This is a genomic window from Baaleninema sp. (assembly GCF_049974805.1).
GTDB lineage: Bacteria > Cyanobacteriota > Cyanobacteriia > Cyanobacteriales > Geitlerinemataceae > Baaleninema.
The window spans coordinates 1-24,815 of record NZ_JBNGCO010000054.1; the positions used below are offsets into that span (position 1 = coordinate 1).

The following is a 24,815-nucleotide window of genomic DNA, read 5'->3' on the forward strand; positions in this document are numbered from 1 at the left end:
AGACTCCTCTAAGCCTTACGCCGTAAGCTTTTCACTTCTTTTCAGCAAGCCCTAGATAGCCTGGGTCTCCGCCGTTTGCGGGGGAAAATGTATAGCAAAATACAAATACCTGGAGAATCGAGAGCCAAAACCCCTGAAATCTCGTGAAGTCAGTTTTTCTGTCACCCTAAACGGCGAAGAGCCGATAGCCTCAAAAATGCCTTGCTGATTCAAAATTTTTACCGATTAGCAGCCGCGATTTTTTCCATGTTGTCAAGTCTGTCGAGCGGTTTCTCTCTCTTCATAATTAGGGTATTCTGAGATTCAGGTGTAATTTTTTAATTTGAATACAATTTAATTTGAATACAATTTAATTTGAATACAAAATCTGGGTAGGGGCGCAAACCGTTCGCCCAATCCCGCCACCCCCCCTTAACAAGGGGGGCGAAGGGGGGATGACCGGGTATAAAATCCGCTTATCACCCCGGGTATTCGGAGACATTGCCCAACCCGATCGTAAAATTACGGATATAAAAATTCAATGAAGCTGTTAGTATTTATCGAGGCTCCGATCGATACTGAGATTACTCGAATAAAAAATCTCGAAACTCCAATTCTGACACTTCTTGCCTTTGTCGCTATCAAGATTTTTGCTTGAGGATATCGCGGAGAACGGACTCAGAAAGATTTAGAATATATTGAATTTATTTTCGCAAAATATGAAGATAACGAACGAGTGTATACCGAACTTTACGACGAATTAGCTAACGAAACCCTTGAGTTTCTCGATGCGAATATTTATCGGGTCGATCGAGATATATCTCGACTGTTGCAATCCGCGACATTAACCGAGCTTAAACTCGTATTATATCGACTAATTGTGAAAGCCTAAAAAATCGCGTTTCTCTCAGTTTATACCCTCGATTAACTATACTGAAGCGTGGTATTGCATCTGTACCCTAACCATCGTTCGATCGATATTCCATAAAAAACAACGGAAGCCGCACCACCGTTTTCAAAAGTCCCAAAACTCCATATCGCGTCTGTAACTGCGGCGGAATCTCCGACGGCTTCAACTCCACAAATCCCAGGGTTTCGTAAAACCCTCGAAGTGGCGTTCCCAAACAGTCGAGATACAAAGGTTTCGTCGCCTCTTCGATGAGATGTTGCGCCATCGCAGTCCCGATTCCCCGCTGTCGCCAACGCCGCGAGACGACCAAACTTCCCAATTCTTGAACGCCGTCGAATTCCCGCAACTGACCGCAGGCGATAATCTGGTTCTGATACTCTAAAACCCAAAATTGCGACCATCGCAGTTGAGTCGGATCGAGGAGCGATCGCAACACCAAGCCGCGAACGGCGGATAAGTCTTCTGGCTTAGCGCGTCGTAGATTGGAGTCTGGAGGAAAAGCCATCGTCTCAAAAAGCTATAATTGCGATGTTCTGGTGAATATCTCCAATAATAGGACGAGACATCAAGGGGGATAACAGGATTGAGGCTGAGTGGCAGCGCACCCTCGTCTCGAAAAAATGCTATTACGATCGAAGTATCGAAGCGATCGCAATGTCATGGCGAATATCTTCAACCTCCCCTCAGAACTCCCCGACAGCGAACTCCTCGAACCCCTAGTGACGGGAAACGATACCCTCATCGAACGCATCGTCTCCACCGGACAAATTACGCCACCGGGTCAGTGGTACAACCAAAACCGCGATGAATGGGTGGTTTTATTGCAGGGAAAGGCGATTGTTTCCTACCCAGATGGGTCTCAAGTCCAATTAAAACGCGGAGATTATTTATTAATTCCCGCTCGAACCAAACATCGCGTCGAGTATACCAGCGTCAATCCTCCCTGTATTTGGTTAGCAATTCACGCCAATTTCGAGAAATCTTAGGTTGGTTTCACATCGTAAAACAGTAGAGAACCTCGAAAAATTGATTCTGGCTCCCACTCTAACGGCTGAAACCCATGAAATCTCGTTCTAAATTTTCGAGAGGAGAGCCTGTTTCTCAAAAATCTTGAATTAATCGAGGTATTCGGGTTTCGTCCCTCAACCCCAACCTACAATTTTTCGGTCTTTTGGATTATGCAAGTATTTGTATTACACCGACGTGGGGGCAGTCGTCGCCTCCGCCAACTGTTCCAGCCGTTCCTGCTGGTCTTGCGTAATACAAGATTGAATGACGTTTTCTAAGTCCCCTTCCAGAACGCCATCGAGGTTGAAGTTCTGTCCGAGACGGTGATCCGTCACGCGGGTGTCCTTATAGTTGTAGGTGCGAATTTTCTCCGATCGCGCCCCGGTTCCCACCTGCGATCGCCGCATGGAGGTGACAGCTTCCTGTTGCTCCCGCAACTTCATCTCGTACAACTTCGCCCGCAAAATCTGCATCGCCCGTTCGCGGTTTTGCAGCTGCGATCGCTCTTCCGTACAGAAAATCCGAATCCCCGTGGGTTTGTGCAGCAAATCCACAGCGGTTTCCACCTTGTTCACATTTTGACCGCCAGCACCGCCCGATCGCGCCGTAGAAATCTCCAAATCCTTGGCATCGATTTTCACTTCCACATCGTCCACTTCCGGCATCACCGCCACCGTCGCCGTCGAAGTATGGACGCGGCCGCCTGCTTCAGTAACGGGAACCCGCTGCACCCGGTGAACCCCCGCCTCGAACTTCAACTTGCTGTAGACCGAATCCCCCTTAATTTCCAAAATGGCTTCTTTAAACCCGCCCATATCCGCCGGAGATTCGCTGACCAGCTTCACCTGCCAGCTTTGGCCTTCCGCGTAGCGAGAATACATCCGTACCAAATCCCCCGCCCAGATACAGGCTTCGTCGCCGCCCGTTCCCGCGCGAATTTCCAACATAATGTTTTTCTCATCGTTAGGGTCGCGGGGCAACAACAGGATTTTGAGGCGTTGTTCCAATCGAACCAGGCGCTCTTGAAGTTCCTCGACTTCCATCGCCGCCATTTCCTGCATTTCCGGGTCGCTGGAAGATTCCTTGAGAACCTGCTGGGCGCCAACGAGTTCTTCCCCCGCTTCTTGCCATTGGTGGTACGTCGCCACCGTTTCCTCGAGAGAAGCCCGGGCTTTCGCCACTTTCTGAAACTCGTCGGGGTCGGTCGCCACGTCGGGGTCGGCCATCCGTCGAGTCAGTTCGTTGAAGGTTTGCTCGACGGATTTGAGTTTGTCTAGCAGGTAACGTTCAGCCATGATGTCGTTGGAGTTGTGTGGATAGGTTTAATGCAAGAGAACCGAACGACCTACAGCGAGATCGATCGGCAAAGGTGAGGTTCCAAACGACAACCCAACTATTTTTCGCCCGAGTCTTTTTGCTCTTGGGAACTGCTGTCCATCATGCCGTACTTCCGCAAGAAGCGTTCGACTCGTCCTTCCGTGTCGATAATCTTCTGGTTTCCGGTGTAAAAGGGGTGATTTCCGGACCAAACATCAACGTGGATTTCCGGTTGAGTTGCGCCTACGGTCGTAACGACCTCACCGTTACAGTAAACTTTGGCTTCGGGATACCATTCGGGGTGAATACCTTCTTTAGGCATGACGATTTCCTCGATTTCTACGATGGGATAACAACAAACGTTGTGGGATAAACGTTGTGGGATAAAGCTGCTTGAGGCGGCTTTTCTATTTTAACGCGAAGTTTAACGCAACGTTCTCAAGCGATACCTTCACGAGAATTCTCTCTTGCCGCGATCGCGTTAACCCAAACCAACTGATTAACCCGAGACAAGAGAGAACTGGCAAAAACGCCTTAGCGTTTGGAGTATTGAGGGGCTTTGCGAGCTTTCCGCAAACCGTATTTTTTCCGCTCTTTGCTGCGAGAATCCCGAGTGAGATAGCCTTCGCTTTTGAGCGGTTGGCGGTTGTCCGGGTCGAGCTTGCAGAGGGCGCGAGCCACACCGAGACGGATGGAGTCGGCTTGTCCGGTCAGTCCGCCGCCGCGAACGTTGACTAGGATATCGTACTCGTTCTCGAGACCCAGGGTTTCCAGGGGAGCGCGAGTGGCGGACAGGTAAGAGGGGTTGAATTGAAGGTAGAGGTCGCCGGGTTTTCCGTTGACCACCAGTTTGCCTTCGCCCGGAACCAGGCGAACGCGGGCCACAGACGCTTTACGGCGTCCGGTACCCCAGTACACGACGCGGTTTTGTTGTTCGACGGCTTCCATTAACCTTGTTCTCCAGTATTAGTATCGACAGTCAGCACTTCAGGCTGTTGGGCTTCGTGGGGATGGTCGGGCCCGGCGTACACTTTCAGTTTGGTAAAGAGTTTCCGACCGAGCGCGTTTTTCGGCAACATCCCTTTGACGGCTTTTTCGATAATCCGTTCGGGGATGCGGGCTTGCAGTTTGTCGAAGGTTTCGACTTTCATCCCGCCGGGACGGCCGGAGTGGCGACGGTAAACTTTTTGAAAGCGTTTTTTCCCGGTCACTTGGACTTTTTCGGCGTTGACGACGATTACGAAGTCGCCGGCGTCCATGTGGGGGGTAAAGTTCGGTTTGTTTTTTCCTCTGAGGATTTTCGCGATTTCGCTGGCGAGGCGTCCGAGCCGTTGGTCGGCGGCGTCGATGACGTACCACTTGCGATCGATCGAATCGACGGGAGGAACGTAGGTTTTGGTACTCATGGGGAACTAACAGCTAATCGGTAAGGGGTCGAATGCGAAGTGTGGCATGGCGTTCGATCGCGCTTCGGGGGGAAACGGCGAATCGGGATAGCCCACGGACAAGAAACAGAGTCCCTTGGCCGGTGCCGCGTATTTGACGGCTTCGCGCCGTTCGTTTTTCCAGATGTGGTGGAATTCCTCGATCGAACGCCGTCCGGTTCCGACTTGAACGAGCATACCCACCAACAGGCGCATCATGCCGTAGAGAAACCCACTGGCTTGAACTTCGACCGTCACGAACGGCCCGCGACGATAGCACAAAACGTCCTGAACGTCAACCCAAGAATGGGCGCGGTTGGAGCCCGCTCGTCGGAACGCCGAGAGGTGATGGCGTCCGAGAAGGGGCGTCAGGGCGGTACGAATCGCTGTTTCGTCAATGGGTTCGCGATAGTAATGCCAAACGAAGGGATCGACGAACAAGTTAGGGCGGGCTTCGGTATACAGGGTATAGCGATAGCGGCGCCACGTGGCAGAAAACTGGGCGTGCCAGTCGAAGCTCACTGGGGCAGAGGCTCGCACGAGAATGCCGTCGGGGAGGTGGTTGTTTAAGACGACTGCCCATTTGCGAGCCGGAATGGGACTGGTGACGTCGAAGTGTGCCACCTGTGCCGCTGCGTGGACGCCGGTATCGGTTCGTCCGGCGGCGTGGACGGTCACGGGATGCCCCGCAAGGGACGCGATCGTGATTTCGAGGTCTTCCTGAACGGTACGATGCTGCGGTTGACGCTGCCATCCATAAAAGCCGCTTCCGACGTACTGAACGACGAGGGCAACGCGCTGATTGGGTCTGGGACAGCGTTCGGGCATAGCGATCGAAACCTTAAACCAAGGGTTAAACCAGTTCGACGATCGCCATTTCCGCGTTATCACCGCGACGGCTGACCGTTCTCAGGATACGGGTATAACCGCCGTTGCGGTTGCCGTAGCGTTCTTGAACGCCCACAAACAGGGCGTGTACGAGGTCTTTATCGTACATATAACCCAGGGCGCGGCGACGAGCGGCCAAAGTGCCTTCTTTGGCCAGGGAAATCATGCGTTCGGCTTCCGAGCGCACGGCTTTCGCCCGAGCTTTAGTGGTCACGATGCGACCGTGACGGATCAGTTCGGTGGTCAAAGACCGCAGCAGGGCTTTACGTTGGTCGGCAGGTTTGCCGAGTTGAGGGACGCGACGACGATGGCGCATAGTTCGATCGGCTGAGTTTCAATAACGACGAGAGTTTAGAGCAGTAGCGCAGCGACGCCCCGGCCGCGCGAGTCGGCGCGGGTCGCGACTGTCGGTTACGCTTTGGTTTTTTCTTGAGGCAGGGTGATGCCCAAGCGTTCTTGAAGCGCTTCGATCACCTCTTCAGCAGACTTCTGACCGAAGTTTTTGATTTCCAAGAGGTCTTCTTGGGAATAGTCGAGCAAGTCGGCTACGGAGTTGATCTGAGCGCGTTTGAGACAGTTGTAAGCGCGAACGGACAGCTGAAGTTCCTCGATGGGAATTTGGCTGGTCGGGTCTTCGTCCGGCGTGTAATCGTCTTTGAGCGATTCGAGGGTGATGTCTTTGAGGGGAACGAAGAGATCGACCAACATATTGGCCGCTTCGCTGAGCGCCTCTTGGGGCGTGATGCTGCCGTTCGTCCAGATTTCTAAGATCAGGCGGTCTTTTTCGAGAGAGCCGCCGATACGTGCGTCTTCAACGGTGTAGTTGACTTTCCGCACGGGCATAAAAATCGCGTCGATCTGGAGGAAGTCGAGGGCCCCAGACTCGTCTCGGTTGCGATCGACGGAACGGTATCCGGTACCGCGCTCGACGCGAAACTCCATTTCTAAGGTGGCGTTTTCGGCGAGCGTGGCAATGTATTGGTTGGGGGCAGTCACTTCGACTTCCGAAGGTAAGTCGAAATGCTCGCCCCGCACCATGGCCGGCCCTTTCACGAGCAGGCGGCCGATTTGCGGTTGCGAGGTGTGGCTTTTTAGCACCACCTCTTTCATGTTTAATAGAATTTCCAAAACGTCTTCGCGGACGCCGGGAATCGTTGCGAATTCGTGGTTGACTCCGGCAATGCGGACGGCGGTGATGGCAGTCCCTTCTAAGTTGGACAGCAGCACCCGCCGCAGGGCGTTACCGACGGTGGTTCCTTGACCCCGTTCGAGGGGTTCGATCGTGAACTTCCCGTATTGACCCTGGTCTTTTTCGGTGTTTGTCTCAACACACTCAATCTGAAACTGCGCCACGGCGTGACCTCCCTTCTCCTTGTTCCCCATCTGAGCCTAGATTGCAAGCTGCCTCGATCGTGCGAGGCAAAACCAGCGGCGATTCGGCGCCGAACCAGCGGCGATCGTTATACCCGTCTGCGTTTCGGCGGCCGGCAGCCGTTGTGGGGGATGGGAGTGATGTCGCGGATGAGCGTGATTTCGAGACCGGCCCCTTGGATGGCGCGAATCGCGGTTTCGCGACCCGATCCCGGACCGCTCACCATCACTTCGATTTGACGCATGCCTTGGTCGCTGGCGCGACGGGCGGCGCTTTCAGCAGCGGTTTGGGCGGCGTAAGGCGTACCTTTTTTCGCCCCTTTGAAACCGCTCGACCCAGCGGAAGCCCAAGAGATGACTTCCCCCCGAGGGTCGGTGATGGTAACGATAGTGTTGTTGAACGTCGATTGGATGTAAGCGACGCCGTTGGGGACGTGGCGCTTTTGTTTGCGGGCGCCGGATTTTTTACCTGATTGTCTCGCCATATTTGTAGTTGTCGGTAAAGGTCTGTCTGTCGCGGTAGAGCCAAGCCGAAATCGGCTCGAATGTTATTTTTTAGCGGCGGGTTTCTTCTTACCGGCCACGGTGCGACGAGTTCCCCGACGGGTGCGTGCGTTGGTGCGGGTACGCTGGCCGCGAACGGGCAAGCCCATGCGGTGGCGGCGACCTCTATAGCAACCGATATCCACCAGTCGCTTGATGTTCATCGATTCCCAACGTCGCAAGTCCCCTTCGACTTGGTAGTTGGTTTCGATATGTTCGCGCAACGTGGCGACTTCTCGGTCTTCCAAGTCTTTAACGCGGGTATCGGGGTTGATGCCCGTCGCTGCTAAGATTTGTTTCGATCTCGTCAGACCGATGCCGTAAATGTAAGTCAAGCCGATTTCGACTCGTTTGTCGCGGGGAAGGTCTACTCCAGCAATTCGTGCCATTTATTGTTCCTGAGTGAATGCGGTCAGCCAGTGCGGGCTTTCAGAAAGTGGGTTGCCGACGGAACTGGCTATCTGTACTACAATAGAGCCAAGAAAAATAGAGCCAAGAAAAAACCCAGTTATCCTTGACGCTGTTTGTGCTTGGGATTGGTGCAAATCACCATTACGCGACCGCGCCGACGGATCACGCGGCACTTTTCGCACATTTTGCGGACTGAGGCTCGGACTTTCATGGGCTTGCTGCGATACTTACAAACTGCATATTATATCAGAATTTTCGGGCGTAGAAAACTAAAAACGACTCCGAGGGGAGCGTTTCTAGTGGCTCGAAACTCGCTCGATCGTTTATTTTTTACGTAAGCGATAGGTGATGCGACCCTTTTCGAGATCGTAGGGAGTCAGTTCCACTTTGACGCGATCGCCGGGGAGAATTTTAATGTAATTCCGGCGAATTTTCCCAGAAATGTGAGCGAGGACGTTGAAGCCGTTATCGAGATCGACGCGAAACATCGCGTTGGGTAGGGATTCCGTTACGGTTCCTTCCATCTCGATGAGATCTTGTTTTGCCACGGGGGGTTCCTCTGAGTTCGACAGGGATCGGAAACTGCCACCAGTACGGTTGACGTCAAGGGCAGCAACTCACGATCTCTTTATAGATCTTATCAAAAATTGACTTGACAAATCTGTGTTTTTAGGTTCTTGCGAGGGCGACCGTCAGGCTTTCCGTCACGTTGTCGATGGGTTGGCTGCCGTCGATGGACACGATGCGCTCGCCTTGGCGGTAGAAATCGATAACCGGGGCGGTGGCGGCACGGTAGACCTCTAAGCGGTGGCGGATGGTCGCTTCGTTGTCGTCTTTACGGCCGCGTCCCAACAACCGCTTCACCAACATCTCGTCGGGGACTTCAAAGTTGACGGCTCGATCGCAGGCTTGCTGAATTTCTTGAAGTAACTTATCGAGAAATTCCGCTTGACTCACGTTGCGGGGAAACCCATCTAAAATCCAGCCCGGTTTGACGTCGCTTTCAGAGAGGCGCTCCCGCACCATCGACAAAATCAACTCGTCAGGCACCAAGTCCCCCCGATCCATATATTCCTTCGCCTGCTGTCCGAGGGGGGTTTCGTTCGCCACAGCCTGCCGGAGAATATCTCCCGTTGAAATATGCGGAATTGCAAACCGTTCGGCAATTCGTTGAGCTTGTGTCCCCTTACCCGCACCCGGCGGTCCCAAAAAAATCAAACGCATGAGTTTACTGTTTCACCATTCCTTCGTATCGTTGCGAGATGACGTAAGTTTGAATCTGCTTCGCCGTATCGATGGCAACCCCCACCAAAATCAGCAGCGAGGTCGCCCCCAACCCTTGGAACGTCGTCACGCGGGTGGCGCTTTCAACAGCCGTCGGAACGGTCGCCACTAACCCTAAGAACACTGCCCCAAGGAACGTCAAGCGGTTGAGAACCCGTTCGATATAGTCGCTGGTGGCGCGTCCCGGTCGAATACCGGGAATACTCGATCCCATTTTTTTCAAGTTCTGGGATAAATCGATGGGGTTGAGAATCAGCGAAGCGTAGAAGTAGCTGAAGAAGAGAATCAACAGCAGATAGAACAGGGCGTAAAGCCAAGGTGCCGGACCGCTGGGGCTGAGGTATTCCGCCACGCGAATCAAAACGGGGTTGTTCGTGGAGTTGGCGATAATCCCCGGCAAAATCAGGAAACTGGAGGCGAAAATAATCGGCATGACGCCCCCTTGGTTGAGTCGCAGGGGTAGATAGCTGGTACGTTCCCGATACAGGCGACGGCCGACTTGGCGGCGGGCAGACACGATGGGAATCCGCCGCGCCCCTTCTTGAACGAAGACGATGCCCACGATCGTCACCAGGAAGACCAGCAGCAGCAAGACCACCCGTCCGACGATGGCGCGATCCTGTTGAGCCAGTTCGATGGTGTTACCGAGCGATCGCGGCAAGACGGCGACGATGTTCACGAAGATCAACAGAGACGCGCCGTTGCCAATTCCCCGTTCGGTAATCAGTTCCGACACCCACATCACAAACATCGCACCGGCCACGAGAGCCAATACCGTTTGCACGACGAACAGGTTGCTGGGATTGTAGGCGTAGGCGCTCGTCCATAAGGCGATGCCGATGCTTTGTAACACGGCAACACCCAGGGCGATGTAGCGAGTAATCTGAGAGATCTTGCGCCGTCCCGCTTCGCCTTCGTTTTTCTGTAAATCTTCGAGGCTGGGAATAGCAGCCGTCAGCAACTGAATGGCGATCGAAGCGTTAATAAACGGTAAGATCCCCAATGCGAAAATACCGAGGGCTTGCAAGCCGCCGCCAGAGAAGGCGTCGAGCAGTCCGAAAAACGGACTGTTTTGCAAGTCAGCGGCAAACCGCGCGCGATCGATACCGGGAACGGGCAAGTAAATTCCCAGTCGTACTACGACGAGCAAACCGACGGTCACCAGAATCCGGCCGCGAAGGCCGGCCGCCTGAGCCATCTGCAAGAACGTTTCTTGAGCCGTTGGAGCTTTATCTCGATTGACTACCATGAAGGGAACCTCTACCAGTACGTACCATCGCCGAATTGCGAACGGCTACTCTCGCGCCTCGACGACTCGGCGTCGCTGCTTTCAGACGCCGAGTCGTTCGTCGAGTCTTTGGCGACGATTTCGCAACGGCCGCCGGCCGCTTCGATTTTCTGGCGGGCGCTGGCGGTAAAGGCGGCTGCTTTCACCGTCAGGGCTACGCTAAGTTCGCCGTCGCCGAGAATTTTGAGGGGGCCGTCGTCGGTCGTAACGATTCCAGCTTCCATCAACGAAGCGAGGGTCACTTCGCTGTTAGGCGAGAGGGAGGCCAGTCTACCGACGTTGACAACAGTGTACTGTTTGGGATTGACGACCGTAAAGTGCTTCAGCTTGGGAACGCGGCGGTACAAGGGCATTTGACCCCCTTCAAAGCCCGGTCGGGTTCCACCGCCCGAACGGGACTTTTGACCGCGCATTCCTTTGCCGCAACTGGCGCCCTGGCCGGCAGCGATGCCGCGGCCGAGGCGGCGGCGACGCTTCTTGGAGCCGGGTTGGGGCTGTACGTCTTGGAATCTCATCGTTCTAGTTTGCAGTGAAGTGAACAGGATATCGACGCGAAGGGTCGATCGCGCCAAACGGCACTAACGAGCGAAAAGCTGTTCTAAGGGGATATCGCGCTCGCGAGCCACCTCAGAGAAAGTGCGTAAGTTCGCCAGAGCGTCCACAGCCGCCCGTGCGTTGTTGAGGGGGTTGCTCGATCCCAGTTGTTTGGCGAGGATGTTCTGGACGCCCGCCAGTTCGAGGACGGTACGCACGGCGCCCCCGGCAATTACACCGGTACCGGGAGAGGCGGGACGCATCATCACTTTGGCGCCTCCGGCGATGCCGTTAGAGCGGTGGGGAATCGAGTTAGCTTTCGTCAGCGGCACGGAAACCGCGTGTTTTCTCGCGTCGGCGACGCCTTTTTTCACGGCGCCGATGACGTCTCCGGCTTTGCCGACGCCGACGCCCACTTGGCCGCGTTCGTTACCGACGACGACAATGGCGCGGAAGCTGAGCTTTTTACCGCCTTTGACCACTTTGGTCACGCGGCGGATTTGAACGACGCGCTCTTGCCATTCGGAATCTTTTTCGCGGTTTCGGTTGCCTTTTTTCCGGCGGTCTTGTCGATCTGCCATGTTTGATTGAAGTCGCGTGGTGTACTTTAGAAGTTTAGCCCGGCCTCGCGGGCGGCATCGGCGAGCGCTTTGACTCGGCCGTGGTAGAGGTTGCCTCCGCGATCGAAGACGACTTTATCGATACCGGCCGCCTTCAAACGCTTGGCGACGAGTTCGCCGACTTTAGCGGCGGCATCGCAGGTGGCGGTACTGTCGAGTTGGAGTTCCTTATCGACGGTCGAAGCCGCCGCGAGGGTGTGGTCTCGCGTGTCGTCGATGGCCTGGACGTAGATATGTTGGTTCGATCGAAACACGGCCAGGCGAGGACGTTCGGAGGTGCCGCGAACGTTCCGCCGAATCCGGCGGTGTCTGCGCTGGATAGACTGTCTGCGTGTCAGTTTCATAGCTGTGACGGTGATGAGTAATGCGATCGAGGCGTTATTTCTTACCGGCTTTACCCGCTTTGCGCCGAACTTGTTCGCCAGCGTAGCGAATCCCTTTGCCTTTGTAGACTTCGGGGGGACGGACACCGCGAATCTTGGCGGCGGTATTTCCGACAACTTCCTTGTTGATGCCTTTAACGATCACGTTGGTGTTGTTCTCGACCGCCAACTCAACGCCTTCGGGGGGTTCGATTTCGATCGGTTGGCTGTAGCCGACGTTGAGAACGAGGGTTTTGCCTTTCACTTGGGCGCGGTAGCCCACCCCTTGGATTTCCAAGCGACGCTCGAATCCGTTCGAGACGCCCTCGACCATATTGAAAAGCAACGTGCGGCTGAGTCCGTGACGCGCCCGAGAGACGCGGGATTCGTCGTGACGTTTGACGAGAATCGTCTCGCCGTCTCGATCGAAGGAAACTTCCTTCGGAAACACCCGAGACAGTTCGCCTTTGGGGCCTTTCACGGAAACAGCTTGCCCGTCGATGGTCACGGTGACGTTTTTAGGGACGCTTACAGGTCGTTTGCCAATTCGAGACATAGCTAGTTCTTGAAGTGTTTAACGGATTCGCACCCGGAGATCGCCGTCAGTTCGCGGCATATCGAAGCGGACGTCGCCGTTCGAGGGGGTGCGAGAACTTAGTAGACGTAGCAAAGCACTTCTCCGCCAACGCCGTGCTGGCGTGCTTCGCGATCGGTCATGATGCCGCGAGAGGTCGAAATAATAGCAATGCCAATTCCACCGAGAACCCGAGGGAGTTCCTTACGATTGGAGTACACGCGCAATCCCGGCTTACTCACCCGCTTGAGCATCTTGATAATCGGCTGGCGGTTTTTGCCTTTGTACTTCAGCGAAACGACGAGATGTCGCTTGACTCCTTCGCCGACTTCTTCAAATTCAGAAATAAATCCCTCGTTCTTTAAAACTTGGGCGATGCTGCGCGTCATCTTGGTGGACGGCACTTGCGTCGTGTCGTGCCGAGCCAAGTTCGCGTTGCGAAGGCGCGTCAGCATATCTGCAATAGTATCGTTAGCCGCCATAGTTTCCTCTTATCTAACCTGCCTCAATTACTGCGGAAGGGCATTCCCATTTCCTTGAGCAAAGCGCGACCCTCTTCGTCTGTCTCAGCCGAGGTAACGATCGAGATGTCCATGCCCCGCACTTGGTCGACGCTGTCGTAATCCACTTCCGGAAAAACGAGCTGCTCTCGGAGACCGAGGGTGTAGTTGCCCCGACCGTCGAAACTGTTGGGGCTAATGCCGCGAAAGTCTCGAATCCGAGGCAAGGCTAAATCGATCAGCCGAGCCAAAAAGGCGTACATCCGCTCTTGGCGAAGCGTCACCATCACGCCCACGGGCATTCCTTCGCGAAGTTTAAATCCAGCGATGGATTTTTTCGCGCGAGTGACGATGGGTTTTTGACCCGTAATAATCGCCAGTTCTCGCACGGAGGACTCGAGGGCTTTGGCGTTTTGAGACGCTTCCCCCAAACCTCGGTTGACGGTGATTTTCACCAGTTTGGGGACTTGGTGGATGTTGGTATAGCCGAACTGGTCTTTCAGCTTGGGGACGATGGTATCTAGGTAAAGGGTTTTGAGTCGCTGTGTCATGGTCGTAGTACCTCGGAAGTGTCCTGGTCTTGGTCAGGACGAGTAAAGCTGTATCGGAAGCGAACCGACAACGGAGCGTCAATCAAGGATCTCTCCGGTTTTTTTGAGCTTTCTGACTTTCCGTCCGTCTTCGGTGAAGGTGTAGCACACGCGGCTGGCCACCTTTTCTTTAGTCGAATACAGCATCGTGTTGGAGCTGTGGATGGGGGCTTCAAAGGTCACGATGCGACCGGACTCGCCTTCTTGGGTGGGTTTGACGTGCTTGGTGCGGACGTTGACCCCTTTAACCACCACTTGACTGGTTTCGGGCAACGCTCTGAGAACTTCGCCGACCTTGCCTTTGTCTTTCCCTGCGATCACCTGAACGGTATCGCCTTTTTTGACGTGCATTTTCAGGCGAGTCGGTTTTTTTTGTTGGCTCTTAGGCATCTAGAGCACCTCCGGCGCGAGCGAAACGATTTTGGTGAAGTTTTTCTCCCGAAGTTCGCGAGCGACGGGGCCGAACACCCGCGTTCCTCTGGGGTTGCCGTCGAGGTTGACGATGACGGCGGCGTTGTCGTCGAAACGGATGCTCATTCCGCTATCGCGACGTAGGTTTTTGCGCGTGCGGACGACAACCGCTCTCACGATGTCGGATTTTTTGATGGCCATGTTGGGGATGGCGTCTTTGACGACGGCGATAATCGTGTCGCCGACGTGGGCGTAGCGGCGATTTCCCCCCAGGACGCGAATACACATGAGCTTGCGCGCCCCGCTGTTGTCCGCCACATTGAGATAACTTTCTTTTTGAATCACGGTCGTTCTCCCTTACTCCGAGCGTTCTTTAACAAGCCTGCGGTGACTTATCGAAACCGACTAAGCGTCCGGAGTGTGGCTGAGAGTTTCAACCACGACCCAGCGCTTGTTTTTGCTGAGGGGGCGGGTTTCGCGGATGCGAATGCGATCGCCGATCTGGCACTCGTTATTTTCGTCGTGGGCTTTGTAACGTTTGGTTTGAACCATCGTTTTGCCGTACTTCGGGTGGGGAACCCGGTTTTCGACAGCGACAACGACCGTTTTTTGCATTTTGTTACTGACGACGGTGCCGACTCTTTCTTTAACTGCCATAAGCGAATGACTTTCTTGGTCGATAAACGGATAGGGAGATTACGCCGGTTCTTCCTCGCTGGCGTCCGCCGGTTCTTCGGCGGGCGCCTCGGCGGGCGTCTCGGCGGGAGTGCTGTCGCTCGCGGCGGCGGCTTCTTCAGCGGGCGCCTCGGCGGGCGTCTCGGCGGCCGTTTTGGCCGCTTCGAGTTCCCGCTCGCGTTCGACGGTCAGCAACTGCGCGAGACGATGGCGCAAGTGTTTGAACTGGTGGGGGGTTTCGAGCTGTCCGAGGGACTGTTGCACGCGCAGGTCTAACAGTTGTTTTTTAACGTCGAGAACCTGCTGGGACAGTTCTTCGTTGCTGAAGTTTCGGACTTCGTCGATCTTGGGCAAAGACATCGTCAGTTTCTACTCTCCTTCGCGCTTGATGAATTTCGTTTTAATCGGCAGCTTGAAGGACGCCAGACGCATGGCTTCCCGAGCGGTTTCTTCGGGGACGCCTGCGATCTCGAACATGATGCGGCCGGGTTTGACGACAGCCACCCAGAACTCGGGCGATCCTTTACCGGAACCCATCCGGGTTTCTGCCGGACGCATGGTCACGGGTTTGTCGGGGAACAGACGAATCCAGATTTTCCCACCGCGACGGACGTAGCGAGTCATCGCTCGACGGCTGGCTTCGATTTGACGGGAGGTAATCCAAGACGGCTCGAGGGCTTGGAGTCCGTACTCCCCGAAATCGACTTTGTTGCCACGGGTGGCTTGACCCCGGAGTCGTCCGCGCTGCTGTTTGCGGAATTTGGTACGTTTCGGACTGAGCATGGTTTGCGAATCGAACGTTGGCTATGGGTCAGACAGGGTGCGACCGAGGAAACCCGGTTTTACCCTTCGTTGGAGCGATCTTCAAACTGTCTGCGACGCTGTTGGCGACGGCGAGGGCGATCGACATTCGCGGGCGCTTTTTCTTCCTGTCCCGGCAAGATTTCGCCTTTGAAAATCCACACTTTCACGCCCAGGATGCCGTAAATGGTGCGGGCGGTACGATAGCAGTAATCGATATCAGCCCGTAGGGTATGCAGGGGGACGCGACCTTCGCGAGTCCATTCGGTCCGTGCGATTTCGGCACCGTTGAGGCGTCCGGCCACTTGCACTTTGATGCCTTCGACGCCAGCCCGTTGGGCCCGTTGGATGGCTTGGCGCACGACGCGACGGAAGGAGACCCGCCGTTCGAGTTGTTGGGCGATATATTCGGCAATCAAGGCGGCGTCGGCGTCCACGCGGGTCACTTCGACGACGTTGATGCGAATTTGACGGTTGCTGCCGCCGAGAATCCGTTGTAGGTTCGTCCGCAGGCTTTCGATGCCGCTGCCGCCGCGACCGACGACGACGCCGGGACGGGCGGTGCGAATTTCGAGGTCGATTTGGTCGGCTTTGCGTTCGATGCGAACTTCCGAAATTCCGGCGTTGTTCAGGTTGTTTTGGATGTAATCCCGAATCAGGCGGTCTTCTTTGAGCAGTTCGGGATAGCGTTTGCTATCGGCGAACCAGCGAGAGCGGTGTTCTTGGGTTACTCCCAAACGAAACCCAGTCGGGTGAATCTTTTGTCCCACGAGTCCTAGTCCTCTTGTCTACTCTTCGTCAATTTCAGGGGCGACTGCCACGGTGATGTGACAGGTGGGTCGGCGAATCATGTAAGCGCGACCTTGGGCGCGAGGGCGATAGCGTTTCAGGCTCGGTCCTTGGTCGGCGAAGGCTTCGGACACCACGAGGGACGCCGGATCGATGCCGAGGTTGTGTTCGGCGTTGGCGACGGCCGAACGGAGGACTTTGAGGACGGGGTCGCAAGCCCGGTAGGGCATGAATTCTAAGATGACCAGCGCTTCTCGGTAAGTCCGTCCCCGAATTTGGTCGAGTACGCGGCGCACTTTATGGGGGGACATTCGGATATAGCGCGCAGTCGCCTTTGCTTGTTCGGTAGTATCGACAGCCATGAGGCTTCTCCTTCTCTAGCGGCGGGCTTTTTTATCACTCTTGGCGTGGCCTCGGAAGGTGCGCGTGGGAGCGAATTCTCCGAGTTTGTGGCCGACCATTTGCTCGCTGACGTAAACGGGGACGTGAGCGCGACCGTTATGGACGGCGATGGTATGTCCGATCATCTGCGGCACGATCGTGGATGCCCGAGACCAGGTTTTGATAACTTGTTTTTCGTTTTTGGCGTTGAGGGCTTCGATTTTTTTCATCAAGCTGTCGGCGATGAAAGGCCCTTTTTTGAGCGATCGACTCATAGTTTCGTTCTGGGTGAATTACACAAAGGGAGTCCGTTCTGATGCGGCCGGACGAGGTTTAGCTTTCGCGTCCGCCCCGGCTGCGTTTGGAAGTCTTACGACGGCGACGCACGATGTATTTGTCGCTTTGTTTGTTCTTCTGACGGGTTTTCATCCCTAGTGCGGGTTTGCCCCAGGGGGTCATCGGACCGCTGCGACCGATGGGCGCCCGTCCTTCTCCACCACCGTGGGGGTGATCGACGGGGTTCATGACGCTACCGCGCACTTGCGGGCGACGACCTTTCCAGCGGGTGCGTCCGGCTTTTCCGAGGGTCAGGTTTCTGGCTTCGCTGTTGCCCACTTGTCCGATGGTGGCGTAGCATTCGCGGCGCACCATGCGCACTTCGGTCGAAGGCAGTTTCAGGGTGACGAAGTTCCCTTCTTTGGCGACCACTTGGGCGCTGGTTCCTGCTGCACGGACGATTTGACCGCCGCGACCGGGCATGAGTTCGACGTTGTGGACGCTGGTCCCTAGGGGAATGCTTCCCAGGGGCAGGGCGTTCCCGACTTCGATGGGGGACTCGGGACCGGAGACGACGGTGCTGCCGACGGCGAGTCCGTTGGGATGCAGGATGTACCGCTTTTCGCCGTCTTGGTAGTGCAGTAAGGCGATGCGGGCGTTGCGGTTGGGGTCGTATTCGATCGCTGCGACTTTGGCGGGGACGTTGTGTTTGTCCCGGCGGAAGTCGACGAAGCGATAGCGGCGTTTGTGACCGCCACCGCGATGGCGACAGGTGATGACGCCCCGGTTGTTACGCCCTTTGGCGCGGTGTTTGGATTTGGTCAGGCTTTTCTCGGGTTTGCTCCGAGTGACTTCGGAGAAGTCCGAGACGGTGGCTTGGCGAGTACTCGGGGTGTAGGGTCGGTACGAACGAATACCCATGATGTTTGTCTCAGGTTGGGTGTGCTACGAAAGAAGGGGCGACGGTTGGGACGCCAGTTTTAAACGTCGGGGAACAGGTCGATGGAATCGCCGTCGGCCAGTCGCACGATGGCGCGTTTGTACTGGGCTTTGTATCCGACGAAACGTCCGACGCGCTTTTTCTTGAGCGGTTTGCGGAGGGTTTGCACGGAAACCACTTTGACCTCGAACATGGCTTCGACGGCCGCTTTGATTTCGGGTTTGGTGGCTTTGAGCGCGACGTCAAAGGTGTATTGGTTGTTCTCCATCAGCCGCGTGGCTTTCTCGGTGATGAGGGGGCGGCGGATGATATCGGCTAGGTCGCGCTGTGAAATGGTCTTAGTCACTGTAAACCTCCTGAATCTTGGCTAATCCTGCGGCCGTGGTTACGATTTTGTCGGCGTGAAGCAGGTCGTAGACGTTGAGGTTGGTGGCGGCGATGGTTTTGAGCCGCTCGACGTTACGAGCCGACAGATATACGTTGTCGGGTATTTCTGGCAAAATCATTAAGATTTTGGCGTCGGCGTCGATGCCCCAACGATCGAAGGCACTTACGAGGTCTTTCGTCTTGGGACGCGAGAACTGTTCGGCGAATTCTTCGACGACGATCAGATCTTCGGCGCGACTGAAAAAGGCGGTTCTCAGGGCGAGACGCCGCTCTTTTCGGTTCATTTTGAGGTTGTATTCTCTCGGTTTTGGACCGAAGATGACCCCACCGCCTCGCCACAGGGGAGACCGGGTCGAACCCGCCCGGGCGCGACCGGTGCCTTTTTGACGCCAGGGCTTGCGACCGCCACCGCGCACTTCGGCGCGAGTTTTGGTGGAAGCCGTCCCTTGGCGGGCGTTGGTCGTTTGACGCACGAGGGCGCGGTGGACGATGTGGGCGGCGGTTTCTTCTTTGGCAACTTTGAGTTCGAAGGTGGCTTGTCCCACTTCTTCGCCTTGCCAGTTGCGAACTACACAATTAACCATGTCGATCGTCTGTTACTCGTTCGAGGATGGAAGGACTATTTGGCGCCAACGAGGTTGGCGGGGGCGATGCTCACTAAGCTTCCGGGTTTTCCGGGAACGGAGCCTTTCACGAGCAGCAGGTTCCGTTCGGCATCGATTTTAACGACGGTCAGTTTGCGGACGGTGACGCGATCGTTTCCTTTGCGACCGGCCATCCGTTTTCCGGGGTAGACGCGACCGGGGGTCGTTCCGGCGCCCGTCGAACCGGGGAGGCGATGGTTTTTCGACCCGTGAGACATCGGACCGCGCTTGAAGTTATGGCGCTTTTGATATCCGGTGAAGCCTCTGCCGATGCTGTGACCGGTTACGTCTACGAGTTGTCCGTCTTCAAAGATTTCTACGGTGACGGACTGTCCGAGTTCGTACTCGCTGACACTGGCGGGTTTGTATTCGCGCAGGTGACGCAGAGCTGGGGAATCGGATTTTTTGAGATGGCCCAGTAGCGGATTGTTCAGTGCTTTAGGCTTGACTTCGTCGTAGCCGATTTGTACGGCTTCGTACCCGTCAGTTTCTTTGGTTTTGATTTGCGTGACTTTGCACGGTCCGGCTTCGACGACGGTAACGGGGACGGCTTTGCCTTCCTCGTTAAAGATTTGCGTCATGCCGACTTTTTTGCCGAGAATCCCAACAGACACGGTACTGTTTTCTCCTTGTTTAGCCACTACACATACGAAGACAGGCTGGCGTATGCCTCACCCACAGATCGCTCGCAGCGTTTGACACCCCTATAACGCGACAACCGCTGATGGTTCCAGAGAACCATTTCGGTTGCCGCGATCGAGGAGATTCGATACGTTGAACTGGGGTGTCCGGTAAAGCTGTTTCGAGGTTGCCGATTTTGGCTGAGACTTAGGCAAATTTTGGGTTCGCCCAGTATCTCCGGAGCGGGTTCGCAACTGATGTTGGGGAACCGTTTCCGATTTTCCCAGACGCCGATAACTTGGTCGGTTTGGGCGCGGGAATACCTCTACGCTTGCGACTTGGTGCCTTGTTGAGGGCAGTAAGCCAGTCCCGTAGGCTACGCGATCGAGTCGCACTATAGTATATAGTGCTAACGTTTTTCTATAACTTTCAGTCGCAATTTCCCACTATACGCGAGTTGTTCTTAATTGTCTAGTGCTGGGAAAATTTTTATGGGATCGGCGATCGCTATCCTGTCGGCGGACTCGGCCCTATCCTCGTGGGAATCCCGCTGTGGGGCTATACTTTTTTAAAGGATTGTTGCGGTAATTGGCGATCGCGTCTTGTCGGACGGTTCTGTGGCGGTCTCGCGCTAGGCGCGTCGATGGCAATCTATAGAGAGTTTCAAAGGCATGATATTACTGGCAAACGGCAAAAAATTTCTATCGGATCTCGAACAGTTTGGGGCGTTGGGGGCTTATGTTCCCCTCGAAGGTGGGTTTGAAGGACGTTACCAACGACGCGCTCGGGCTGCGGGTTATACGAGTATTTCGCTCTGCGCTCGGGGATTGGGCGATTTGGCGTCTTATTTGATGGGCGTTCACGGTGTTCGTCCCCCTCATTTGGGTAAAAAGGATTTTGGTGACGGTGCGGTGGGTCCGATCGCTTATGTTCCCCCCATCGTGCAAACTCAACTGGATACGCTTCCGGCTCGATCGAAAGGTCTGTTGTTGTGGATTTTTGACGGAAGAGTGTTGTCTCGTCAGGAACTTGAATATTTGACGGCGCTTCCGAAAATCGAACCTCGCGTGAAAGTGGTGGTGGAAGTGGGCGGCGATCGCGTCTTCCGTTGGATGTCTCTTGAAGACGTTCTGGTTCCGGCTTGATTGGGAAATGAGGCGATGATGAGAAAGCTCGGTTCTCTTGTGGCTTTATCTCTCTAAATTCTCTGATTTTTGAATATCTCGATCGACGGCGTGCCGATGTTTTCGGTGCGTCGTTGTTTTTCGGGAACTTTGTTAAGTTAATCTACGGTTTGTCGGTCGAGATACTGTGGTTTTGATAGGATGGGTGGAGAATTCTAGCCAACGCAATATTACAAACAGCCTACAAGTGAGGCTGTTATCTGTGTCACGTTTTGTCTGTCACGTTTGGTTTGTCACGTTTAGGAGGTTTGCTATGAGCGATCGCCCCGATCGACTGTCGCCGAGCGAAATCGCGAGATCGAGCGAACGTTGTCTCGATCGATCGCCCCATCATCGAGTATTGTCCGAACCCAGTTTCTATTATTTCGCCTACGGTAGTTGTATGTGTCCGATCGACCTACAGCGAACTCTCGGCGAAAGTACTCGAGACTATGTGGTGGGTACGGCGGTTCTCGACGGATATCGCCTGGCCTTCAACCGTCGATCGCGCCGTCGCAACTGTGGCGTTCTCGATGTCGTGCGCGACGATAACGCTCGCGTTGAGGGGGTTCTGTACCGTCTTCCCTGGCGTTTGAGCGATCGCCTCGACGAACGGGAAGAAATCCCCACGGGAGGCTATCGCCGCGAAACCATCGCCGTACAGTGTGGCGATCGCCACTATAGCGACGTTCGGACTTACGTTGTCGTGAACAAACTCCCTCGGGAACTCGCCCCCAACGACTGGTATTTCAACGTAGTGTTACGGGGGGCTGTGACTTGCGGACTCTCCGAAGCCTATTGCTGGCGGTTGTTCGAGCATATGTATCGACTGCAACAACAGCAAGACGCAATAGAACTTCCCCGTTCGGCTTAAAAGGCTCAGTAAGCTGTGTATAATCGGGGTTTGCAATTTGTGCAACCTTTGATAGCAAACCCTCGAAAACCGCACTAGCGCAGCGATCGACTGCAACGATTCATGAACGGTTCCACTGCAATTTTACTTTTGGCTTGTCCCGATCGCCAGGGACTCGTGGCGAAAATCGCCAATTTTATCTATTCCAACGGTGGAAACATCATCCACGCCGACCATCATACGGACTTTTCCGCCGGACTGTTTCTCAGCCGCATTGAATGGCAACTCGACGGTTTTAACCTACCCCGGGAAATTATTGCCCCGGCTTTCGATGCGGTGGCGAAGCCTTTGGAAGCAGATTGGGAACTCCATTTTTCCGATGACGTTCCGCGCCTCGCTATTTGGGTGACGAAACAAGACCACTGTTTGCTCGATTTATTGTGGCGTCAAAAGGCGAAAGAGTTTCAAGCGGAAATTCCGTTAATTCTTAGCAATTATACGGAATTGCAGCCGATCGCCGAACAGTTTGGTATCGATTTTCATCACGTTCCGATTACGAAAGAGACGAAAGCGGAACAGGAATCCCGAGAACTGGAATTGTTGCAACAGTACGATATCGACCTCGTGGTGTTGGCGAAATATATGCAAATTCTCAGTTCTGATTTTGTCGAAAAGTTTCCGAAAGTTATCAATATTCACCATTCGTTTCTTCCGGCTTTTGCGGGTGCAAAACCTTATCACCGGGCGTACAAACGGGGGGTTAAGATTATTGGGGCAACGGCGCATTACGTGACGGAAAACCTCGATGAAGGACTGATTATCGAGCAGGATGTGGTGCGCGTCAGTCACCGGGATACGGTTGCGGATCTGATTCGTAAAGGGAAAGATTTAGAGCGGATGGTGTTAGCGAGAGCGGTGCGATCGCATTTGCATCGTCGCGTTTTGTCTTACAACAATCGCACGGTTGTTTTTGCTTAGGTTATTTTTGCTTAGGTTGAAAACGGGCAAGCCTCCCGCGCTTGTCCGTTTGGGATTATTATCATAAAAACAATGAAATGTCAAGTCAAAATTCATCCCGCTGAAGAAGGCGGTTACTGGGCGGAAGTTCCCGCGCTTTCGGGTTGTATTACGGAAGGGGAAACTTGGGAAGAAGTTTTGGAAAATCTCGAAGATGCGATTCGAGGTTGGCTTGAGGTTGCTAACGAAAGTAATCAAATCACAGAACCTGGTGAAGAGGTTGAGATTGCTGTATGAAGTCAATTTCAGGCAAAAAGCTAGCCAAGGTTCTCGAAAAACGAGGCTGGTAACTTTGTCGAGTCACAGGAAGCCACCATATTTTTCGTAATCCTGAAACCCGTGAAATTGTTTCCGTTCCCGTTCATCGAAATCGATATCTAAAAATTGGAACGCTACGCTCCATTTTGAAAGTTGCTGGTTTAACTGAAGATGATTTACCGTAACACCTATTCAGCGACGACTCGATCGCATTTCTCTAAAAAACCATTAAACTCCCACTGCTTTCAGATAGGGTTGCATGGTTTCCCAGGTTAAGCCCTGTTCGATGTACTGGGGATTTTCGGGAACGTAGGGACTTTGCAGGCGATCGATCTTCTCAATTGTCGCATCGTCGGGAAGTACCGACACATCAGGATCGAACGCCGTCGGACGCATTAGCGAACTGGAAAACCCCTTGAAAATGACGATTTCGTCCTCTTCCCCCTCTACTGTGGCGGAGACGAGTAGCACCTCTTGGGGGCGTTTGATGGTGTACTGTTCCAGACGCGCGATCGCAGAAGCCATAATTTTTCGAGGTTATGCTAACAACCTATCCCAAAGCCGATCGCCCTTGCTTACCCAGGCGAACGAAGCAGAAATACAACAAATAAATCACGTAAACCGCCAACGCGACGATCGCAAAGAAACCGAGGATTTGCGGCGAACCGTTGGGGTGGAACATGGCTTTATAGCCCCAAGGCGCTTCCAACCAGACGCGACAGGCGAAATCCTCTACGAGAGCCTCAGTCGTCATGGCGGCGCATCGCAACGAATAGGCTTGAAAAATTGCGCCGATGATGCAATAGAGCGTCACCGCCCAACGCCACGCGGTCATCGTCCATTTTAACGGAGAGGGCGGACGGTCTTCGATTTCGTCGTTGATATCGACCCAAAACCACAGGGAGGCGGGAATTAACAGACGCGCCATCAATCCCGTAATGAAGCTAATGGGAAGCGACGCGATCGACAAATAAACGGTGATTCCTAACAGACTCGCCACACGCCAATAGATAATGAGGAGGCGTTGCATGGCTTCGACTTTTTGGACGAACGCCCAAACGAGCAAAACCAAAGGCATTGAGACGGTTAGGAAAACGGCGAGACGGAAATCCGTCCAGACGAGCTGTTGCAGTAAAGGTTCGTCGAACATTCAGGATTTTGGATGCGGGGCGCACGTACTCGAACGATGTTACCACTTCGCGCTAAGCAAGGGTGCGAAGAAACACTGAAGGCTGGGATTAGGGTTCGTCGCTGCGGACGGTGAGACGACCGGAAATCGAGAGTTTTCCACGATCGAGCGCGAGTTCGTCGAGTTGGACTTGGGAATCGAAGGGAACGGTAATCGTGGGAAAGTCTTGCAGGCTGTCGGTTTCCAGTTGTGGCGTCAGAAATTGCAGTTGGTTGTTTTCGGCGACGCGAATCTCGGTGGTGAGGGTAAACGGTTGCGGTGTGGAGGCGGAAAGAATGAGGGAGGATCGATCGAATCGAACCTCTGCGGTGGAGAAGTCTACCGCGTCGGGAAGAACGCTCTGAAACAATTCTTGTACGGGCGTTTGCAGCAACGGCGAGGCGAGGGAACGGGTGAGATCGCGATCGCGGAGGTGCAAGCGCACGGAGACGGGTACGGGTTCGAGTAACCGCAGGGGTTTCCCTTTGAGAATTTGCCACAAATTGACTCGGATGCGATCGCCGCAGAGGTCGATGTGACTCAAGTGTAAGCCTTGATAGACGGCGCGTCGGGCGGAAATGGAGACTTGAGGAACGTAGCCGCTGAGGATGTCGCGGTTGCGTCCGTTGAGGTCGATTTCAAGGCGATCGACGGTTTCGACTTGGGAACGCAACCACAGGCGCAATGCAGCGGCGATCGCGTTTCCGACAGAGCTTTTTGAAGGTTTTTGTAAATCAACCGCAGAGGTGGACATCTTCCCGTTATCAATTATCAATTGTCAGTTCTCTTGTCAATTCTCTTATCTGTGGGCGCTTGACATTGGGGGCG

40 protein-coding genes and 1 pseudogene are annotated in these 24,815 nt (G+C 54.4%); 6 read left to right on the plus strand and 35 right to left on the minus strand.

Annotation, left to right across the window (positions count from 1 at the left end; genetic code table 11):
- Positions 1–938: 938 nt before the first annotated feature.
- Positions 939–1,394, minus strand: a complete 456-nt coding sequence (locus tag ACP5D4_RS11910; RefSeq protein WP_428011846.1) for a GNAT family N-acetyltransferase — start codon at positions 1,392–1,394, stop codon at positions 939–941.
- Between the two features lie 115 nt (positions 1,395–1,509).
- Here ACP5D4_RS11910 and ACP5D4_RS11915 point away from each other — a divergent pair, with 115 nt between their 5' ends.
- Positions 1,510–1,875 (plus strand): cupin domain-containing protein, encoded by a 366-nt coding sequence (locus ACP5D4_RS11915; RefSeq protein WP_428011847.1) that lies wholly within the window; start codon positions 1,510–1,512, stop codon positions 1,873–1,875.
- Positions 1,876–2,082: 207 nt separating this feature from the next.
- Here the strand turns inward: ACP5D4_RS11915 and prfA are convergent, their stop codons facing one another.
- The 31 genes from prfA to rplC form a co-directional block, all read right to left on the minus strand.
- Positions 2,083–3,192 carry a peptide chain release factor 1 gene (prfA, locus tag ACP5D4_RS11920; RefSeq protein ID WP_428011848.1) on the minus strand — a complete coding sequence of 370 codons (1,110 nt, stop codon included), beginning with the start codon at positions 3,190–3,192 and terminating at the stop codon, positions 2,083–2,085.
- Between the two features lie 98 nt (positions 3,193–3,290).
- Positions 3,291–3,536, minus strand: coding sequence for a 50S ribosomal protein L31 (rpmE, locus tag ACP5D4_RS11925; protein ID WP_428011849.1), 246 nt, complete (start codon positions 3,534–3,536; stop codon positions 3,291–3,293).
- Positions 3,537–3,748: 212 nt separating this feature from the next.
- Positions 3,749–4,162 (minus strand): 30S ribosomal protein S9, encoded by a 414-nt coding sequence (rpsI, locus tag ACP5D4_RS11930; RefSeq protein WP_017659058.1) that lies wholly within the window; start codon positions 4,160–4,162, stop codon positions 3,749–3,751.
- Entirely contained in the window at positions 4,162–4,620 is a 459-nt protein-coding gene (gene rplM, locus ACP5D4_RS11935; protein ID WP_428011850.1) for a 50S ribosomal protein L13, read from the minus strand. The genes rpsI and rplM overlap by 1 nt, the downstream gene beginning before the upstream one ends.
- A 6-nt stretch (positions 4,621–4,626) precedes the next feature.
- On the minus strand, positions 4,627–5,466 hold the full coding sequence (gene truA, locus ACP5D4_RS11940; RefSeq protein ID WP_428011851.1) for a tRNA pseudouridine(38-40) synthase TruA: 840 nt from the start codon (positions 5,464–5,466) through the stop codon (positions 4,627–4,629).
- Between the two features lie 25 nt (positions 5,467–5,491).
- Complete coding sequence (gene rplQ, locus ACP5D4_RS11945) at positions 5,492–5,842, minus strand: 50S ribosomal protein L17 (protein WP_428011852.1); 351 nt, start codon at positions 5,840–5,842, stop codon at positions 5,492–5,494.
- 95 nt (positions 5,843–5,937) lie between these two features.
- Positions 5,938–6,879, minus strand: coding sequence for a DNA-directed RNA polymerase subunit alpha (locus ACP5D4_RS11950; RefSeq protein WP_428011883.1), 942 nt, complete (start codon positions 6,877–6,879; stop codon positions 5,938–5,940).
- Positions 6,880–6,986: 107 nt separating this feature from the next.
- The gene (gene rpsK / locus ACP5D4_RS11955) at positions 6,987–7,382 is read right to left on the minus strand and encodes a 30S ribosomal protein S11 (protein WP_428011853.1); all 396 of its coding nucleotides are present in this window, start codon (positions 7,380–7,382) and stop codon (positions 6,987–6,989) included.
- 63 nt (positions 7,383–7,445) lie between these two features.
- Positions 7,446–7,829 (minus strand): 30S ribosomal protein S13, encoded by a 384-nt coding sequence (gene rpsM / locus ACP5D4_RS11960; protein ID WP_428011854.1) that lies wholly within the window; start codon positions 7,827–7,829, stop codon positions 7,446–7,448.
- Positions 7,830–7,948: 119 nt separating this feature from the next.
- Positions 7,949–8,062, minus strand: a complete 114-nt coding sequence (rpmJ, locus tag ACP5D4_RS11965; RefSeq protein WP_071591960.1) for a 50S ribosomal protein L36 — start codon at positions 8,060–8,062, stop codon at positions 7,949–7,951.
- Between the two features lie 112 nt (positions 8,063–8,174).
- Positions 8,175–8,399, minus strand: coding sequence for a translation initiation factor IF-1 (gene infA / locus ACP5D4_RS11970; RefSeq protein ID WP_068787970.1), 225 nt, complete (start codon positions 8,397–8,399; stop codon positions 8,175–8,177).
- A 121-nt stretch (positions 8,400–8,520) separates the two neighbouring features.
- Positions 8,521–9,075, minus strand: coding sequence for an adenylate kinase (locus ACP5D4_RS11975; protein WP_428011855.1), 555 nt, complete (start codon positions 9,073–9,075; stop codon positions 8,521–8,523).
- A 4-nt stretch (positions 9,076–9,079) separates the two neighbouring features.
- Positions 9,080–10,384 carry a preprotein translocase subunit SecY gene (gene secY / locus ACP5D4_RS11980; RefSeq protein ID WP_428011856.1) on the minus strand — a complete coding sequence of 435 codons (1,305 nt, stop codon included), beginning with the start codon at positions 10,382–10,384 and terminating at the stop codon, positions 9,080–9,082.
- A gap of 11 nt (positions 10,385–10,395) precedes the next feature.
- A complete protein-coding gene (rplO, locus tag ACP5D4_RS11985) occupies positions 10,396–10,938 on the minus strand; it encodes a 50S ribosomal protein L15 (RefSeq protein WP_428011857.1) in 543 nt (180 codons plus the stop codon).
- Between the two features lie 63 nt (positions 10,939–11,001).
- Entirely contained in the window at positions 11,002–11,538 is a 537-nt protein-coding gene (gene rpsE / locus ACP5D4_RS11990; RefSeq protein ID WP_428011858.1) for a 30S ribosomal protein S5, read from the minus strand.
- A gap of 26 nt (positions 11,539–11,564) precedes the next feature.
- Positions 11,565–11,921 carry a 50S ribosomal protein L18 gene (gene rplR, locus ACP5D4_RS11995; RefSeq protein WP_428011859.1) on the minus strand — a complete coding sequence of 119 codons (357 nt, stop codon included), beginning with the start codon at positions 11,919–11,921 and terminating at the stop codon, positions 11,565–11,567.
- Positions 11,922–11,955: 34 nt separating this feature from the next.
- Positions 11,956–12,495 carry a 50S ribosomal protein L6 gene (gene rplF / locus ACP5D4_RS12000; protein WP_428011860.1) on the minus strand — a complete coding sequence of 180 codons (540 nt, stop codon included), beginning with the start codon at positions 12,493–12,495 and terminating at the stop codon, positions 11,956–11,958.
- A 98-nt stretch (positions 12,496–12,593) separates the two neighbouring features.
- Positions 12,594–12,995, minus strand: a complete 402-nt coding sequence (rpsH, locus tag ACP5D4_RS12005; protein ID WP_017659043.1) for a 30S ribosomal protein S8 — start codon at positions 12,993–12,995, stop codon at positions 12,594–12,596.
- Between the two features lie 23 nt (positions 12,996–13,018).
- Positions 13,019–13,564, minus strand: a complete 546-nt coding sequence (gene rplE, locus ACP5D4_RS12010; RefSeq protein WP_428011861.1) for a 50S ribosomal protein L5 — start codon at positions 13,562–13,564, stop codon at positions 13,019–13,021.
- Positions 13,565–13,642: 78 nt separating this feature from the next.
- Positions 13,643–13,993 (minus strand): 50S ribosomal protein L24, encoded by a 351-nt coding sequence (rplX, locus tag ACP5D4_RS12015; protein ID WP_428011862.1) that lies wholly within the window; start codon positions 13,991–13,993, stop codon positions 13,643–13,645.
- Positions 13,994–14,359, minus strand: coding sequence for a 50S ribosomal protein L14 (rplN, locus tag ACP5D4_RS12020; protein ID WP_428011863.1), 366 nt, complete (start codon positions 14,357–14,359; stop codon positions 13,994–13,996).
- Between the two features lie 60 nt (positions 14,360–14,419).
- Positions 14,420–14,671, minus strand: a complete 252-nt coding sequence (gene rpsQ, locus ACP5D4_RS12025) for a 30S ribosomal protein S17 (protein WP_428011864.1) — start codon at positions 14,669–14,671, stop codon at positions 14,420–14,422.
- Positions 14,672–14,710: 39 nt separating this feature from the next.
- The gene (gene rpmC / locus ACP5D4_RS12030; RefSeq protein ID WP_428011865.1) at positions 14,711–15,049 is read right to left on the minus strand and encodes a 50S ribosomal protein L29; all 339 of its coding nucleotides are present in this window, start codon (positions 15,047–15,049) and stop codon (positions 14,711–14,713) included.
- 9 nt (positions 15,050–15,058) lie between these two features.
- Positions 15,059–15,472, minus strand: coding sequence for a 50S ribosomal protein L16 (rplP, locus tag ACP5D4_RS12035; protein ID WP_017659037.1), 414 nt, complete (start codon positions 15,470–15,472; stop codon positions 15,059–15,061).
- A 59-nt stretch (positions 15,473–15,531) separates the two neighbouring features.
- Entirely contained in the window at positions 15,532–16,260 is a 729-nt protein-coding gene (gene rpsC / locus ACP5D4_RS12040; protein ID WP_428011866.1) for a 30S ribosomal protein S3, read from the minus strand.
- An 18-nt stretch (positions 16,261–16,278) separates the two neighbouring features.
- Positions 16,279–16,641, minus strand: coding sequence for a 50S ribosomal protein L22 (gene rplV / locus ACP5D4_RS12045; protein ID WP_017659035.1), 363 nt, complete (start codon positions 16,639–16,641; stop codon positions 16,279–16,281).
- Positions 16,642–16,656: 15 nt separating this feature from the next.
- Positions 16,657–16,935, minus strand: a complete 279-nt coding sequence (gene rpsS / locus ACP5D4_RS12050; protein WP_017659034.1) for a 30S ribosomal protein S19 — start codon at positions 16,933–16,935, stop codon at positions 16,657–16,659.
- 58 nt (positions 16,936–16,993) lie between these two features.
- Positions 16,994–17,857 (minus strand): 50S ribosomal protein L2, encoded by an 864-nt coding sequence (rplB, locus tag ACP5D4_RS12055; RefSeq protein ID WP_428011867.1) that lies wholly within the window; start codon positions 17,855–17,857, stop codon positions 16,994–16,996.
- Between the two features lie 59 nt (positions 17,858–17,916).
- The gene (locus ACP5D4_RS12060) at positions 17,917–18,222 is read right to left on the minus strand and encodes a 50S ribosomal protein L23 (protein ID WP_428011868.1); all 306 of its coding nucleotides are present in this window, start codon (positions 18,220–18,222) and stop codon (positions 17,917–17,919) included.
- Positions 18,215–18,847: a 50S ribosomal protein L4 gene (gene rplD, locus ACP5D4_RS12065; RefSeq protein ID WP_428011869.1), complete on the minus strand. Its 633-nt coding sequence runs from the start codon at positions 18,845–18,847 to the stop codon at positions 18,215–18,217. Before rplD ends, ACP5D4_RS12060 begins: the two co-directional genes overlap by 8 nt.
- A gap of 35 nt (positions 18,848–18,882) precedes the next feature.
- Complete coding sequence (rplC, locus tag ACP5D4_RS12070) at positions 18,883–19,521, minus strand: 50S ribosomal protein L3 (protein ID WP_428011870.1); 639 nt, start codon at positions 19,519–19,521, stop codon at positions 18,883–18,885.
- Positions 19,522–20,199: 678 nt separating this feature from the next.
- On the opposite strand from rplC, the gene ndhN reads away from it, so the two are divergent.
- From ndhN to ACP5D4_RS12095, 5 genes and pseudogenes are all read left to right on the plus strand, one after another.
- Positions 20,200–20,673 carry an NAD(P)H-quinone oxidoreductase subunit N gene (gene ndhN, locus ACP5D4_RS12075; protein ID WP_428011871.1) on the plus strand — a complete coding sequence of 158 codons (474 nt, stop codon included), beginning with the start codon at positions 20,200–20,202 and terminating at the stop codon, positions 20,671–20,673.
- Between the two features lie 292 nt (positions 20,674–20,965).
- A complete protein-coding gene (locus ACP5D4_RS12080) occupies positions 20,966–21,565 on the plus strand; it encodes a gamma-glutamylcyclotransferase (RefSeq protein WP_428011872.1) in 600 nt (199 codons plus the stop codon).
- 102 nt (positions 21,566–21,667) lie between these two features.
- Complete coding sequence (purU, locus tag ACP5D4_RS12085) at positions 21,668–22,522, plus strand: formyltetrahydrofolate deformylase (protein WP_428011873.1); 855 nt, start codon at positions 21,668–21,670, stop codon at positions 22,520–22,522.
- A gap of 72 nt (positions 22,523–22,594) precedes the next feature.
- Entirely contained in the window at positions 22,595–22,798 is a 204-nt protein-coding gene (locus tag ACP5D4_RS12090) for a type II toxin-antitoxin system HicB family antitoxin (RefSeq protein ID WP_428011874.1), read from the plus strand.
- A 71-nt stretch (positions 22,799–22,869) separates the two neighbouring features.
- Positions 22,870–23,004 (plus strand): annotated as a pseudogene (locus ACP5D4_RS12095) (type II toxin-antitoxin system HicA family toxin); the annotation flags it as partial.
- A gap of 43 nt (positions 23,005–23,047) precedes the next feature.
- Here the strand turns inward: ACP5D4_RS12095 and ACP5D4_RS12100 are convergent.
- From ACP5D4_RS12100 to ACP5D4_RS12110, 3 genes are all read right to left on the minus strand, one after another.
- Complete coding sequence (locus ACP5D4_RS12100) at positions 23,048–23,344, minus strand: hypothetical protein (RefSeq protein WP_428011875.1); 297 nt, start codon at positions 23,342–23,344, stop codon at positions 23,048–23,050.
- Between the two features lie 25 nt (positions 23,345–23,369).
- Positions 23,370–23,969 (minus strand): DUF3177 family protein, encoded by a 600-nt coding sequence (locus ACP5D4_RS12105; RefSeq protein ID WP_428011876.1) that lies wholly within the window; start codon positions 23,967–23,969, stop codon positions 23,370–23,372.
- Between the two features lie 88 nt (positions 23,970–24,057).
- Positions 24,058–24,741, minus strand: a complete 684-nt coding sequence (locus ACP5D4_RS12110; RefSeq protein WP_428011877.1) for an LmeA family phospholipid-binding protein — start codon at positions 24,739–24,741, stop codon at positions 24,058–24,060.
- Between the last annotated feature and the right edge of the window lie 74 nt (positions 24,742–24,815).